General features: G+C 37.9%; 12 protein-coding genes. All 12 read left to right on the top strand.

The genetic code is table 11. From position 1 onward, the window contains the following. The first annotated feature begins 245 nt into the window (after positions 1-245). Positions 246-1,361, top strand: coding sequence for a citrate synthase (citZ, locus tag ABH966_RS03270; RefSeq protein ID WP_370075677.1), 1,116 nt, complete (start codon positions 246-248; stop codon positions 1,359-1,361). Between the two features lie 80 nt (positions 1,362-1,441). Continuing rightward, positions 1,442-2,704 (top strand): NADP-dependent isocitrate dehydrogenase, encoded by a 1,263-nt coding sequence (gene icd / locus ABH966_RS03265; RefSeq protein ID WP_370075675.1) that lies wholly within the window; start codon positions 1,442-1,444, stop codon positions 2,702-2,704. A gap of 316 nt (positions 2,705-3,020) precedes the next feature. After that, complete coding sequence (gene mdh / locus ABH966_RS03260) at positions 3,021-3,959, top strand: malate dehydrogenase (RefSeq protein WP_370075673.1); 939 nt, start codon at positions 3,021-3,023, stop codon at positions 3,957-3,959. Positions 3,960-5,024: 1,065 nt separating this feature from the next. Beyond that, entirely contained in the window at positions 5,025-5,465 is a 441-nt protein-coding gene (locus tag ABH966_RS03255; protein ID WP_370075671.1) for a MaoC/PaaZ C-terminal domain-containing protein, read from the top strand. Positions 5,466-5,517: 52 nt separating this feature from the next. Further along, complete coding sequence (locus ABH966_RS03250; RefSeq protein ID WP_370075669.1) at positions 5,518-6,234, top strand: response regulator transcription factor; 717 nt, start codon at positions 5,518-5,520, stop codon at positions 6,232-6,234. Beyond that, positions 6,231-7,766 carry a two-component system histidine kinase PnpS gene (pnpS, locus tag ABH966_RS03245; protein WP_370075667.1) on the top strand — a complete coding sequence of 512 codons (1,536 nt, stop codon included), beginning with the start codon at positions 6,231-6,233 and terminating at the stop codon, positions 7,764-7,766. The genes ABH966_RS03250 and pnpS overlap by 4 nt, the downstream gene beginning before the upstream one ends. Positions 7,767-8,201: 435 nt before the next feature. Continuing rightward, positions 8,202-8,570, top strand: a complete 369-nt coding sequence (locus tag ABH966_RS03240; protein WP_370075665.1) for a CidA/LrgA family holin-like protein — start codon at positions 8,202-8,204, stop codon at positions 8,568-8,570. Further along, positions 8,567-9,280, top strand: coding sequence for an LrgB family protein (locus tag ABH966_RS03235; RefSeq protein ID WP_370075663.1), 714 nt, complete (start codon positions 8,567-8,569; stop codon positions 9,278-9,280). Before ABH966_RS03240 ends, ABH966_RS03235 begins: the two co-directional genes overlap by 4 nt. Positions 9,281-9,463: 183 nt before the next feature. Beyond that, on the top strand, positions 9,464-10,453 hold the full coding sequence (hflK, locus tag ABH966_RS03230) for an FtsH protease activity modulator HflK (RefSeq protein ID WP_370075661.1): 990 nt from the start codon (positions 9,464-9,466) through the stop codon (positions 10,451-10,453). Continuing rightward, entirely contained in the window at positions 10,453-11,463 is a 1,011-nt protein-coding gene (hflC, locus tag ABH966_RS03225; protein WP_370075659.1) for a protease modulator HflC, read from the top strand. The genes hflK and hflC overlap by 1 nt, the downstream gene beginning before the upstream one ends. A gap of 908 nt (positions 11,464-12,371) precedes the next feature. Next, a complete protein-coding gene (locus tag ABH966_RS03220) occupies positions 12,372-12,803 on the top strand; it encodes a DNA polymerase I (RefSeq protein WP_370075657.1) in 432 nt (143 codons plus the stop codon). 200 nt (positions 12,804-13,003) lie between these two features. Continuing rightward, entirely contained in the window at positions 13,004-15,631 is a 2,628-nt protein-coding gene (gene polA / locus ABH966_RS03215) for a DNA polymerase I (protein ID WP_370075655.1), read from the top strand. Positions 15,632-15,639 lie beyond the last annotated feature (8 nt).

Genomic DNA, 15,639 nt, shown 5'->3' with positions numbered 1-15,639 from the left:
AAATTCACCCCGTTTCAATTGATAAATCAATATTGAAATATGCAAAAGAATCTCTTTGAAGCCCATTTATAATCGCTCGTGCACCTTTTTCTTTATTCGGAGGTTTTTCATTCACAAAGCTGTCAAAAATGATTATAATAGCAATGTAAGCGATTAACTTAATGGTTCATATGAGCAAAAAACGTAAATGCGAGCTAATAATTGCATTTACCACAAAAAAATATATTATGAGGGAGCGATAATTTATGTCAGCAACTAAAGGTTTAGAAGGTATCGTAGCAGCGGAATCTAAAATCAGTTCAATTATCGATGACACACTTACATATGTTGGTTACAACATTGATGATTTAGCAGAGAATGCGTCATTCGAAGAGGTAATTTATTTATTATGGCATACTCGTTTACCAAAAGCGGACGAGCTAGCTGAATTAAAACAACAATTGGCAGACAACATGTCTATTCCACAAGCAATCGTAGATCAATTCAAAACATACCCACTTTCAACTGTACATCCAATGGCTGCACTACGTACTGCAGTATCTTTACTTGGTGTATTCGATGAAGAAGCGGATGTTATGGATACAGAAGCTAACTACCGTAAAGCAATCCGTTTACAAGCTAAAATTGCAACAGTAGTTACTGCATTTGCGCGTGTTCGTAAAGGTTTAGAGCCAGTTGCACCAAAACCAGAATTAGGATATGCAGCAAACTTCTTATACATGCTTAAAGGTGAAGAACCAGCAGCAATCGAAGTTGAAGCATTCGACAAAGCATTAGTATTACATGCTGACCACGAATTAAATGCATCTACATTCACAGCACGTGTATGTGTAGCTACATTATCAGATGTTTATTCTGGTGTAACTGCAGCTATCGGTGCATTAAAAGGACCACTTCATGGTGGTGCAAATGAGCAAGTTATGAAAATGTTAACTGAAATCGGCTCACTTGAAAACGTTGAATCTTATATTCAAAATAAATTAGATAACAAAGAAAAAATCATGGGCTTCGGTCACCGCGTATACCGCAAAGGCGACCCACGTGCACCACACTTACGTGTAATGTCACAAAAATTAACTGAGCTAACTGGTAAACCAGAGCTTTATGAAATGTCAGTTAAAATCCATGACATGATCGTAGAACAAAAGAAATTACCTGCAAACGTAGACTTCTTCTCTGCGTCAGTGTATGATTCTTTAGGTATTGATCATGACCTATTCACACCAATTTTCGCAGTATCACGTACTTCTGGTTGGGTAGCTCATATTTTAGAGCAATATGCTAACAACCGCCTAATCCGTCCACGTGCAGAGTATGTTGGACCAGGCATGCAAAAATATGTTCCAGTCAGCGAGCGCTAATTCGGAAAATATGCTAGAATATTTGGGACTGTGTTACTGAAAACACAGTCCTATGATTATGAATTTAGGAGGCAACATCAATGTCAAACAAAATTGTAGTTGAAAATGGCGTACTTAATGTACCAAACAATCCAGTAATTCCTTTCATCGAAGGTGACGGAATTGGTCCAGATATTTGGGCTGCAGCATCACGCGTAATCGACGCAGCAGTAGAAAAAGCTTACAATGGTGAAAAGAAAATTGAATGGTTAGAAGTTCTAGCTGGTGAAAAAGCATTCAACCAAACTGGTGAATGGTTACCACAAGAAACTTTAGACAAAATTAACGAATACCTAATCGCAATCAAAGGTCCTCTTACTACTCCAATCGGTGGTGGTATCCGCTCTCTAAACGTAGCATTACGTCAACAGCTTGACCTATATGTATGCTTACGTCCAGTACGTCACTTTGATGGAGTACCTTCTCCAGTTAAACGCCCAGAAGACGTTGAAATGGTTATCTTCCGCGAAAACACAGAAGACATCTATGCTGGTATTGAATTCGAATCTGGCTCTGAACAAGCACAAAAAATCATCAACTTCCTACAAACTGAATTTGGTGTTAACCAAATCCGCTTCCCAGAAACTTCTGGTATCGGTGTAAAACCTGTATCTAAAGAAGGTACTGAGCGTTTAGTACGTTCTGCTATCGAATACGCTATTAAACATAAACGCCCATCTGTTACTTTAGTACACAAAGGTAACATCATGAAATTCACTGAAGGTGGATTCAAAAAATGGGGTTATGAATTAGCTGAAAAAGAATTTGCTGATCAAACATTCACTTGGAACCAATATGATGCTATTAAAGCTGAACAAGGTGAAGAAGCAGCAAACAAAGCACAAACTGACGCTTTAGCAGCTGGTAAAATCTTAGTTAAAGATTCTATCGCTGATATCTTCTTACAACAAATCTTAACTCGTCCAACTGAGTTCGACGTAGTTGCTACAATGAACTTAAACGGTGACTATATCTCTGACGCATTAGCTGCACAAGTTGGTGGTATCGGTATCGCTCCAGGCGCAAACATTAACTATGTAACTGGACACGCGATCTTCGAAGCTACTCACGGTACAGCTCCAAAATATGCTGGTCAAGATAAAGTAAACCCATCTTCAGTATTACTTTCAGGTGTATTAATGCTTGAACACTTAGGATGGCAAGAAGCAGCTGACATGGTTACTAAATCTGTAGAGAAAACAATCTCTTCTAAAGTTGTAACTTACGACTTCGCTCGTTTAATGGACGGCGCTAAAGAAGTAAAATGTTCAGAATTCGCTACTGAATTAATCAAAAACCTATAATTTTCTATTCTAAAATAGAAATTATAGTTAAAGCGGAAGTATATTCTGCCGATATAATTAGGGTGAAATGTAAATTTCTATTGACCTTAGCTTAATAAAATATTTACGATGAACTTGTTTGATCGAGGGAGGAGAATTTATTCTCCTCCCTCTTTTAATTTCTTTTAGCGGGTGTTTAAACACCCGCTGAAAGAAGCCTCCGGCGGATGTCATGGAATCGGAAAGGAGTTCTTTGTGCTTGCACAAAGCCGATTCCTGACGCAATTATGCCGAGGCATAATTGATTAAATAACCTAATTTAAAGGAGCGTATTCGAATGTCTCTGAAACGAAAAAAAATCTCAGTAATCGGTAGCGGTTTTACTGGCGCTACTGCAGCATTTTTAGCGGCTCAAAAAGAACTTGGTGATGTAGTGTTAGTGGATATTCCTCAAGCTGAAAATCCAACTAAAGGTAAAGCTCTAGATATGTGGGAAGCTGCACCAGTGCAAGGCTATGATTCTTATGTTAAAGGTACTTCTAATTATGCAGATACTGCAGATTCTGATGTAGTAATTATCACTGCTGGCGTTGCTCGTAAACCAGGTATGAGCCGTGACGATCTTGTTCAAATTAACCAAGATGTAATGAAAGCTGTTTCTAAGGAAATTGCTAAGTACTCACCAAATGCAACAATCCTCGTTCTTACAAACCCAGTTGATGCAATGACTTACACAGTATTCAAAGAAACTGGTTTCCCTAAAAATCGTGTAATAGGTCAATCAGGTGTACTTGATACAGCTCGTTTCTGTGCGTTTGTAGCTGAAGAACTGAATATCTCAGTAAAAGACATCACAGGTTTTGTGTTAGGTGGTCATGGTGATACAATGGTGCCACTTACTCGCTACTCGTTCGCTGGTGGTATTCCATTAGAATCATTAATTCCAGCAGATCGTCTTGAAGAGATTGTAGACCGTACACGTAAAGGTGGCGCTGAAATCGTTAACCTCCTTGGTAATGGTTCTGCATATTATGCTCCTTCAGCGGCGCTTATTGAAATGGCGGAAGCTATCATTAAAGACCAAAAACGTATACTTCCATCTATTGCATACTTAGAAGGCGAATATGGCTACAATGATTTATATCTAGGTGTTCCGACATTATTAGGTGCAAATGGTATAGAAAAAATCTTTGAGCTTGATTTAACAGACAATGAAAAAGCAGCTTTAGATAAATCGGCAGAGGCTGTCCGCGACGTTATGAAAGTTTTAGCTTAATAAGAGTTTATGAAATCGAGTGGGATTCATTCCTACTCGATTTTATGTTGTTGAAAAACTATTATTTCAATGAAATTAAAGTCATATTAATTAAAGTATGACTCTTTTGCAAAGCGAGTGGTTGATTTCCGTTCCGACTGGGCGCTTTGTTGTTGCTGTCGCTACGCTTACGCACAGATAAAACAATTGCTGCCGCTTCGCTTTCGCACAGAGCAAAGCTTCCTGGGGGCGTCCGATGAGCCGCTTCACTCGCGTTCCTCTATTGCTAATCCCCGAGGAGTCGCCCAGTCTCCACTCCAATCAACCACCTCATATAGCATGTATTTTCGGGCATATCTATTAAGCGATAAAACGAAACCTTAGCAATGTTTTGTGTAAAAGTAAAATGCTAACGAAGCTATAGCAATAGATTTACAATTGCGTCACTGTTATATGTTTGTTCGATTTTGGTGAGTAGCCATGGCGATTATAAATGCGCTTGTAAGTATGCTCGTATTACGATGTACATTTTTGCTCACCAATGTATATTACAACTTTATTTGGATTGGCTAGCATAATAGCCTTGTTCGGCTATGTAGTCGCTGGTTTTGGCTGATATTTATGAGAGTAGAGGTTTCAATGTCAAGTTGTAAATATTCATACACATGAATATTTGAGAGAAAGTGTACATACTAAGACAAACAAAAATGTACATCTCGATGCGAACATTTATAGCGTTGAAATATATAAATTTATAAGAAATTCTACGCTATCGCTGATTGTAGTGGAAGGCTACTCGACTCCCGTGGGAAAGCGAGACAGGCGAGACCCTGCACGGAGCGAAGCGTAGGAAGCGGCTCGGCGCTCGCCCACAGGAAAGCGAGTAGCCTGGAACGGAAATCAACCCCACGTTTTGGTAGTAAACTTTTATCAATTTCGCTTTGGTGTAATGGTAGCTGTCGCGTTCTATTTGTTACAAATAAAAAATGCTAAATGAAGATAAAATGGTTCATCTGCTTTTCGTTGTACTTTTGGAATAAAATTGATACTATGAAGGTATATGATAGAAAAGGGGTTGGCGTATTTTTGCTTCAAAAAAACAGTAAGCTTGGTCTCACTATTGATGAAATTTCAGTTGGCGAGAAGATTCATATTACCGAAAAGATAGAAGATAAGGATTTACTGCTTTATTTAGGACTTACGAATGATAATAATCCGCTTTATATTCAACATGATTATGCAGCGATGACACCTTTTCAAAAGCCAATCGTACCAACAATCATGTTAAATGGCATTATTACTTCAGCTGTGTCAAAGTATATCCCTGGACCAGGTGCACGAATTATTGAGCAACATATAAAATATTTAGAACCGCTCTATCATTATGAATTATTTGATACTCTTTTAGAGGTAACAGAAGTAAATAAATTGCAAAATACAATTACTGTATCGGTACACTCTTATAATGAGCAGAAGCAGCTTATGATTGAGGGTACTTTGCTGGTGACACCACCGCTTGCTTTATAGACGTCTTGAGATTTGAAATGGGGGTTTCAAATCACTAACGGAGGCTTTAAACATGACAAAAACGATTTTAGTTGTAGAAGATGAATTTTCGATTGCGACATTATTGAAATATAATTTAGAACAGGCTGGATATCTTGTAGAAACAGCCGCAGACGGTCAAGAGGGTCTGGATAAGGCAATCGACTTACAACCAGATTTAATTTTATTAGATTTGATGCTTCCAAGGCTTGATGGTATGGAGGTTTGTAAACAGATCCGTCAACAACGTATGAATACACCTATTATTATGCTAACAGCAAAGGATGATGAGTTCGATAAAGTACTTGGTCTAGAGCTAGGAGCAGATGATTATATGACAAAGCCCTTTAGTCCGCGCGAAGTGTTAGCACGGGTAAAGGCGGTTTTAAGACGTTTTACACAAAATGTAGTGCCTGAAGAGAAGAATGGGCCACAAGAGAAAATGTTTGAATTTGGACAATTGCGTGTTTTTCCAGAGCGTTTTGAAGTATTTTTACAGGATGAGGCACTGGAATTTACACCAAAGGAATTTGAGCTACTCATTTATTTACTTGAAAATAAAAACCGGGTTTTAACACGTGATCAGCTATTAAGTGCTGTATGGAAGTATGACTTTGCTGGTGATACTCGAATTGTAGATGTACACATTAGCCACCTTCGCGATAAAATCGAAGAAAATAGCCGTAAGCCGATGTTCATCAAGACAATTCGTGGCCTTGGCTATAAATTCGAGGAGCCGAAGACGACATGAAATCAATGAGCAACCGCTTATTCTTGACATTCATGCTATTGCTTGGATCGATATTAGCTGTCCTAATGATTGTTATAGGTCAGCTTTTTCCTGTTTATATAGAACAGTACAATGAGCAAGCTAGTTCACAGGTGCAAGAATCCATTAACCAAGTATTAGATGAACGAAAGATTGAACTATCAAAAGAAGATAGAGAGGCACTGTATACTGCTCAAAACATTGAGGCAACAGATTCTCTAATATCGACTGTTCATGCCCGACTTTATGTTGTGCTAGCGATTCTTTTTTTAATAGCGCTTATTTTAATGGCTATTGTAAGTCGCTATATGATTCGAAATTTCACTGCTCCTATCGATAACGTGACAGATACAGCACTTGAACTGGCGAAGGGAAATTACCGTGCTCGTGCCCATGAAAATGAGCATGAACGCATGATACCACTTAGTCACTCCATCAATATTTTAGCGCGTAACTTACAGGATATTACGGCGATTCGCGAGGTAGAAGAGGAAAGGCTTAAAACGTTAATTGAAAACATGGGAAGCTCCCTCATGATGATTGGGCGTGAGGGGAATATATCTATCGTGAACCGTGTATTTTTAGAGCGTTTCGGTATGCAAATTGACGATGTACAAGGGAAAGTTTTTCGTACAATTGGCTTACCTAAATCCCTGGAGCAATTTATCGACCATGTGTTTCTAACTGAAATGCCTTATCGACAACAAATTAAAATGGAGGTCCAACAGGAGCTATACAATAAGGAAGTGTATGGAGCACCTGTTATAGGGGATCATGGTCGATGGCTTGGTGTTGTTATCGTTATGCACGATATTACAGAGCTTGTTCGTTTAGAGCAGATTCGTAAGGATTTTGTAGCAAATGTATCCCATGAATTGCGTACACCTATTACATCTATTAAAGGCTTTTCTGAAACTTTACTGGATGGTGCATACAAGGATGAAAAAATGCTGCTATCTTTTTTAGAGATCATTTATAAGGAAAGTAACCGTTTGCAGATGCTTATCCAGGATTTACTGGAGTTATCGAAAATTGAACAGCATGGTTTTACCGTTAATATTATGCCGATGGGCTTGCAAGATGTACTTATACGTGGAGCAGAGCTGACTGGACCTCGTCTGGATGAGAAAAATATGAGCTTTCATGTTGATATAGAACGTGATGTTCAGGTAATGGGTGATGCGAATCGTATCATTCAAATTGTCACTAATTTAATTACTAATGCTATTACGTACTCTCCGGAAAATACACTCGTTACGATTCGATTAAAGGAAAATGAAACGTACGGTATTCTTGAAATAGAGGACCAAGGTATAGGAATTGAAAAGAATGAAATTGCCCGTGTCTTTGAACGGTTTTACCGTGTGGATCGTGCACGAAGCAGGAATTCTGGGGGTACAGGTTTAGGGCTTGCTATTGTGAAGCACTTAGTAGAGGCGCATCACGGTCGCATTCAGGTAGAAAGTGAAATTGGCGTCGGGACAAAAATGATTGTCATGATTCCGAAAAATTAACGAATTCTTTACAATAGCACAATTTTAGATTCACAATGGGGCCTTATACTTGTCAGTAGAAACCCCCTATATAATTGTTAAGACTTTAAAATAGCCAAAAAAATCTTTATATATGAGGAATTTTTAACTTCTTTCAGTGGCTAAACATCCGCTGAAAGAAGTCAAACCTTCCAGACGCAATTATGCCGAGGCATAATTGATTTGTGTTGCTTAGTTATCGCCAATAGGAAGAATCTATTACCAAACTTTTTGGTGGTAGATTCTTTTTCTGTTTTACACGTAACGTAAATAGGTGTAAAGTATAGTAACATAATATTTAACTAATAAACAATGTACTTGTTAGTTGAACCAATCGGGCTTTTACGGTCTGCACTTATCAGAAGTGATCTATATTCTGACCGTTAAGCGGGATAAAAAATTGAAAGAAGGATGACCATGAAAATCGTCAATAGTATCGTGCAAATCGGCTATCTTTATGTAATTTTATTTATAGGGAATAGTATTGCACGTCTACTTCACTTGCCGATTCCAGGGAGCATAATTGGACTAGTCTTATTGTTTTTACTTTTGCAGTTTCATATTATTAAGCTTGAATGGATTGAGCTAGGTGCAGGTTTATTACTTAGTGAATTATTACTATTTTTCATTCCATCTGCTATCGGAGTAATCGATTATACTGCATTATTCGGTGTGCAAGGTGTGAAAGCTGTGCTTGTTATTGTATTGAGTGCCATAGTTGTAATGTTTGCAACAGGTTTCACAGCACAATTGCTAGGGCAACGAAAGAAAGGTGATACTGCATGAGCTTGTTAATAGCTATAGTAAGTTTACTAGGTACTATTGCAGTTTTTTATACTAGTAAAATGTTTTATAAAAAGTATCAGAAGGAATGGTTAACACCTATACTAATCACACCATTAGTGGCAATTATCATCTTGCTACTAACGGGTACATCCTATAAATCCTATACTGCAGGGGCCGGTATTTTATCAAATTTACTAGGGCCAGCAACAGTTGCATTTGCGGTACCAATTTATAAAAATTTTGACCTATTAAAGAAACATGCTTTTGAAATTGTTCTAAGTATTGCAGTTGGCTCAGCTGTTGCTATTACATCATCATTTATCTTTGCTGTATTAGTTGGATTAAATAATGAGCTTGTGCATAGCATAGTTCCACGCTCAGTTACTACACCAATAGCGATGGACATTTCCAATATGATTGGTGGCTCACCTACTCTTACTGCAGTTTTCGTTATGGTAACTGGTATTTTAGGGAGTCTAATAGCACCATTAGTTATTAAAGTATGTCGTTTCCATCGACCATCCTCTAGAGGTCTACTGTTAGGAATGGGAGCACATGGTACGGGTACCTCTAAAGCATTTGAATTTGGTGAGCTAGAAGGTACTTTTGCAAGTCTTGCTATGATTGTAGCTGCATTAATTAGCATTGTGTTATCAACAACATTTTTCCCAGCATTTGAACATCTAGTTGTCAATATCCTGTTGCCTTAAATGGTAGCAGGATTTTTTTTCAGTTCTATTTTATTTGGATGGCCAGTGCAGGAACGTTTGGTGAGCTTCACAATCCTCCTTATGTCAAACTGCCTAAAATAAAAATTGGTTTATTAAAATATTTTGAAACTTTTTAAGAGGTGCCCCGTATACATTAGTACTAAGCTTAAGGGAGGATTAGACATGAGTGTGAAAAGGTCACTAATGATGGTGGGACTTGGCATTTTCGGCATTGTTGCACTTATTGCGGTATTTACATCATGGTACACGGTAGATGAATCAGAACAAGCAGTTGTCATTACGTTCGGTCGTGCCGATAATACAGTAACAGAACCAGGTTTACATTTTAAATTACCTTGGCCTGTACAATCGGTTGAGGTATTGTCGAAGGAAACATTTAGTTTAAAGTTTGGCTATAAGCAAGATAAAAATGGGGAATTGGAAGCTTATGATGCTGAAACGAAAATGATTACAGGGGATGAGCATATTGTTTTAACAGACCTTGTCGTTCAATGGAAGATTACAGAACCGAAAAAGTATTTATTCAGCTCACAAGATCCAGAAAAAATATTACATAGCGCTACGTCGAGTGCGATTCGATCAATTATTGGGAGTTCAAAAATCGACGCTGCGTTAACAGAGGGAAAAGCGGACATAGAAGCAAAATCACGAGAGTTACTCGTTTCTCTTATTGAAAAATACGATATTGGTATTAGTGTTTTAGGGGTAAAACTACAGGATGTTGAGTTACCGAATGCAGATGTGCGAGCAGCCTTTACAGCTGTTACAGACGCACGTGAAATGAAAAATACAAAAATAAATCAAGCAGAAAAATATAAGAATCAACGTACAAATGAGGCTGAAGGTGAAAAAGATGCTATTATCTCGAAGGCTGAAGGTGAAAAAACAGCCCGCATTGAGCAAGCTCAAGGGGATGTAGCTGTCTTTAATAAAATGTATGAGCAATATAAGGGTAATCAACAAATTACACGTGAGCGTTTAATTTTAGAAACGCTTGAAAATGTTTTACCTAAAGCACAAATTTATATTATGAATGATGATGGCAGTACAATGAAATACTTGCCTCTTCAAGCATTACAACCTGCGAAACAGGAGACACCTGCTGCACAGGAAACACCAAAAGAGGAGAAAAAAGAAGGGGGCGGTAACTAATGGACCAAAAAAATAAGGATCTTGAAAAATTCCTCAATTTTTTATCAGGTAAATCCAAAAATACTGCTCCAAAAGAAGGGGATACAGTGGATAATGTGGTCAAAATGTCGAAAAAAGGCCCGTTGAATCCGAAAAAATATATTTCTCTTGCCGTAACATTAACAGCCGTTTTTGCTATTGCTTTAATATTATTTACTAATGTTTATATAGTTAAAGAATCCGAATACGCAGTTGTTAGACAGTTTGGAGAAGTAGTGAAATTTCAAAGTGAGCCTGGCTTGAAGATAAAGGTTCCATTTATTCAAAGCGTAACGAAGCTACCAAAAAACCAAATGACGTATGAAGTTTCTGAAGAAGAAATTAATACAAAGGATAAAAAACGAATTATTATTGATAATTATGCAGTTTGGCATATAACAGATCCAAAGCAATTAATTTCTAACGCAGGAACAATAGAAAAAGTTGAATCACGTATGGAAGAGTTTATTTATTCAGTTATTCGTTCAGAGCTTGGTCGAATAGAATATAAGGCAATTATTAATGATGAAGATTCTTCACGTGGGAGTATCAACGATCAGGTAACTGCACGTGTCAATGAGTTGCTTTCAAATGATAAGTATGGAATCGAAGTAATAGATGTTCGTATTCGTCGTATCGACTTGCCAACTGTAAATGAGCAATCCGTGTTTACAAATATGATTTCGGATCGTGAATCAATGTCGCAAAAATACCTATCAGAAGGTGATGCGCAGAAACGCCGTATCGAAGCTCAAACAGATAAAGAAGTTCAAGAAATGCTCGCAACAGCGAAAAAGAAAGCGGCATTGATTCAAGCGGAAGGTGAAGCAGAAGCGGCTAAGATTTACAATAAATCATTCTCTCAAGACCCTGAATTCTACTCATTGTACCGTACATTAGAATCATATAAGAAAACTGTAGGTGAAGATACGGTCATTATTTTACCATCCACTTCACCATATGCAAAAATATTATCAGGCTATATTAAGTAATACTATTATTCTTGCAGGGATAAATATATGAAGTCGTCTCAAACTTTTTGAGACGGCTTTTTTACATTTATGAAACTGGCGATATATTTCTACATATTAGTTACTGGTTTAAGACTCATTCACCATAACGTGGGGTTGATTTCCGTTCCGACTGGGCGCTTTGTTGCTGACGCTTCGCTTTCGCACAGATAAAACATTTGCCGCTGACGCTTCGCTTTCGCACAGATAAAACATTTGCCGCTGACGCTTCGCTTTCGCGCAGAGCAGAGCTTCCTGGGGGGCGTCTGATGAGCCGCTTCACTCGCTTTGCTCGCTCCAGGGTCTCGGGCCAACAGATGTTTTTTGCGCGAAAGCGTAGTGCTAACGTAGCGGCAGCAAAAGGGTTTCATTCTGTGCGAAAACGTAGTGCAACAAAGTGACAGCAACAGCACCGATGTTGGTCACGAAGGCGTTATCACAGGATGTGATGGTTTTAGCCTTCGTTCCTCTATTGCTGATCCCCAAGGAGTCGCCCAGTCTCCACTCCAATCAACTTATGCATGGCATACGTTTACAATAAATATAATCTCTAATGAGCAGTTTATAGAAGAAATGTTTAATGAATCCGATAATATATCTCAGTTTTCATGATATTTAGAAGGTATCGGTACTTTCGTTGATAAAAAATTCTTCAAAATAAGAAAAGTGAAGCTGCTTTTTAAGAGTGATCTAGTTATAATTGCAATCTTATATACTATTTAATTTTTCTAGTCTGGTTTTAGGGATTTTTAATCATGTTTTTATAAATATCTTTCAATTATAGATGTTATGTTATGAAAATGATAGAAATATATAATTTTGTGTTTCGTTTATGACTATTATCTGATAGAATGATATTGTTCGAGAAATAAAAAAAGGGGGTAATAGTTGTGAAGTTGCAAATTAGCAAGTGGCTCCAAAATTTGGGAATAGCCTGTAGTATTGCATCGTTATTTACACTTTTCTTCCGTCTATCAGATTTTGCATGGATCACAAAAAGTGTTTATCATATACCAGTATTTTTTGTCATTTTGTTTTTATTAGGTTTAGTTATTGCTGAGGATGTACGCAAGATATTTAAAAGAATATTTTTGTACGAGAAACGCAAGGTTAAACGTCCTATATGGCAAGTAGGGATTGGCTTTATTTTCTTCTTAGCGCAAATCGGCACTGTCATGGTGTTTAATACAGAGCTTACACATCCACAGCTTGGTGGTATGCCATTATTTTTAGTATTTGCCTTTATGAATGCCTTTATTTTGACAGTCCTATATGAAGAGATTTTTTATCGTAAAGAAAAAACTAATAAAGCCAGTGAATAACATAGATGAAGTCAATTACAACGCGTGATTGGCTTTTTTTGTGCAGTCAATCCTAAGCTATTGATGTAGAAAATTTGGCGATTTTCAACGTTATGATTGGTAAAATACCCGTTTTCTCGATAAAGTAAAAGGAAGAGGCATTTTCAAACATACGTTTTCGTTTTACAATTAAGAAGACGAAAACGCAGGAGGATAAAATCATGACAAAGGAAAAATTGCTATTATTGGACGGCAATAGTTTAGCATATCGCGCGTTTTTTGCGTTGCCATTATTGACGAATGATAGTGGAATTCATACGAATGCAGTGTACGGCTTTACAACAATGCTACAAAGAATATTAGAGGAAGAGCAGCCAACGAAAATTTTGGTTGCCTTTGATGCGGGTAAAACAACCTTCCGACATGAAACATTTACGGAATATAAGGGTGGTCGACAAAAGACTCCACCAGAATTATCTGAGCAGTTCCCTTATATACGTAAGCTTATCGATGCTTATGGTATTAAGCGATATGAGCTTGAACTGTACGAAGCGGACGATATTATAGGGACACTTGCCAAAGAAGCTTCATCACATGATATGGACGTCATCGTCGTATCAGGAGATCGTGACTTAACACAGCTCGCGACTGAGCAAGTAACAGTATATATTACTAAAAAAGGCATTACTGAAATTGAAAGAAATACACCAGAATTTATTGCAGAAAAATACGGATTAACTCCCCAACAAATTATTGATATGAAAGGTTTAATGGGGGATTCTTCAGATAATATCCCTGGTGTACCAGGTGTCGGTGAAAAAACGGCTGTTAAATTACTTAAAGAGCATGGTTCAGTGGAGTCCCTTTATGCGGCAATGGATACAGTGAAGGCTTCTAAAATGAAAGAAAAATTAGTTGCCAATGAAGAACAGGCACTAATGAGTAAAAAGCTAGCTACCATTTTTACAGAGGCACCGATTGAAATAACGCTTTCGGATCTTATTTATAATGGTCCGAATGAAGAAGAATTAATTAGCGTGTGGCAAGAGCTTGGCTTTAAATCATTGCTAGAGAAAAGTGATTTTACTGTCCAAGAAGAGGAACAAGCACCTTTTGACTATAAAATTGTACAAGAAGTAAAACAAGAGCATTTAAAAGATGTAATGGCAGTGCATTTGGAGCTAGAGGATGAGCATTATCATACATGTCAGCAACTAGGCATTGCACTAACAGATGGAGCGAAAACAATGTATGTGCCGTTTGATATTGCGGCTAAATCAGATGTCCTTCGTCTTTGGTTAGAAGATGCTACTAAAATAAAGTATATGTCTGATTCAAAAGCATCTCAGGCTGCGTTAAAACGTGCGGGAATTCGTTTGGCTGGTGTGGAATTTGACTTATTACTTGCTTCTTATATTAATAATCCTGCGCTAAGTGGAGATGATGTGGCAACACTTGCGAAAGAACTAGGTTATCGTAACGTGCAGGCAAATGAGACTGTTTATGGTAAAGGCGCGAAACGAGCTATACCTGCCATTGACGCACTTTCTGAGCATGCCAGCCGCAAAGCCTTTGCTGTGTGGTCTTTACAGCCGAAGCTTGAGGCATTGTTAAAGGAAAACGAACAGTTTGAACTCTATAAAAATTTAGAGCTTCCGCTTGCTTCTATTTTAGGGGAAATGGAAAGTGAGGGAATCACGGTCAATCGTGCCACATTAGAGAAGATGGGTCAGGAATTAAATGACAAGCTAATTGTTATCGAACAAGCAATTTATGCTGAAGCAGGAGAAGCCTTCAATATTAATTCACCAAAGCAATTAGGTGTCATCCTCTTTGATAAACTTGGTCTTCCTGTTATTAAAAAGACAAAGACTGGTTATTCCACTGCAGCAGATGTATTGGAAAAATTAAAACCAGAGCATGCCATTATTGAGCATATTCTTTTATATCGTCAGCTTGGGAAATTACAGTCAACTTACATCGAAGGCCTGTTAAAGGAAATCCATGAAGAGGATGGAAAGGTGCATACTCGTTTCCAACAAGCACTAACTGCTACAGGACGTTTAAGCTCGACGGATCCGAATTTGCAAAACATCCCGATTCGTTTAGAAGAAGGTCGAAAAATTCGTCAAGCATTTGTGCCATCGAACGAAGATTGGATATTATTTTCTGCCGATTATTCGCAAATCGAATTGCGTGTATTGGCCCATATGTCAAAGGATGAAAACTTAGTCGACGCTTTCCGTGAAGGTATGGATGTTCATACACGTACTGCTATGGATGTATTCCATGTCTCAGAAGATGAGGTCGACAGTAATATGCGCCGTGCTGCAAAAGCAGTAAACTTTGGTATTGTCTATGGTATTAGTGATTACGGCTTATCGCAAAACTTGGATATTACCCGTAAGGAAGCTTCTACATTTATCGAGAAATATTTTGCGAGTTTCCCGGGTGTAAAACAATATATGGATGATATCGTCCAAGATGCGAAGTTTAATGGTTATGTGACAACGATTTTAAATAGACGTCGATATTTACCTGACATTACGAGCTCGAATTTCAATCTGCGAAGCTTTGCAGAGCGTACTGCGATGAATACGCCAATTCAGGGAAGTGCAGCAGATATTATTAAAAAAGCAATGATTGATATGGATGCTCGTTTGAAAAAAGAAAATATGCAGGCAAAAATCCTCTTACAAGTGCATGATGAATTAATTTTTGAAGCACCTAAAGAGGAGATTGCATTGCTTGAAAAAATAGTACCAGAGGTTATGGAGAACGCAATCGAGCTTTCAGTACCATTAAAAGTAGATTTTAACTACGGTGCGACTTGGTACGAAGCAAAATAAGGAGGGGT

The organism is Lysinibacillus sp. RC46 (assembly GCF_041262385.1).
Lineage (GTDB): Bacteria > Bacillota > Bacilli > Bacillales_A > Planococcaceae > Lysinibacillus.
This window is presented reverse-complemented; position numbering and strand designations above follow the sequence as displayed.

Excerpts from the sequence above, each read along its gene's own strand:
- citZ (WP_370075677.1), top strand. The coding sequence starts at position 246 with ATGTCAGCAACTAAAGGTTTAGAAGGTATCGTAGCAGCGGAATCTAAA.
- icd (WP_370075675.1), top strand. The coding sequence starts at position 1,442 with ATGTCAAACAAAATTGTAGTTGAAAATGGCGTACTTAATGTACCAAAC.
- mdh (WP_370075673.1), top strand. The coding sequence starts at position 3,021 with ATGTCTCTGAAACGAAAAAAAATCTCAGTAATCGGTAGCGGTTTTACT.
- ABH966_RS03250 (WP_370075669.1), top strand. The coding sequence starts at position 5,518 with ATGACAAAAACGATTTTAGTTGTAGAAGATGAATTTTCGATTGCGACA.
- pnpS (WP_370075667.1), top strand. The coding sequence starts at position 6,231 with ATGAAATCAATGAGCAACCGCTTATTCTTGACATTCATGCTATTGCTT.
- ABH966_RS03240 (WP_370075665.1), top strand. The coding sequence starts at position 8,202 with ATGAAAATCGTCAATAGTATCGTGCAAATCGGCTATCTTTATGTAATT.
- ABH966_RS03235 (WP_370075663.1), top strand. The coding sequence starts at position 8,567 with ATGAGCTTGTTAATAGCTATAGTAAGTTTACTAGGTACTATTGCAGTT.
- hflK (WP_370075661.1), top strand. The coding sequence starts at position 9,464 with ATGAGTGTGAAAAGGTCACTAATGATGGTGGGACTTGGCATTTTCGGC.
- hflC (WP_370075659.1), top strand. The coding sequence starts at position 10,453 with ATGGACCAAAAAAATAAGGATCTTGAAAAATTCCTCAATTTTTTATCA.
- polA (WP_370075655.1), top strand. The coding sequence starts at position 13,004 with ATGACAAAGGAAAAATTGCTATTATTGGACGGCAATAGTTTAGCATAT.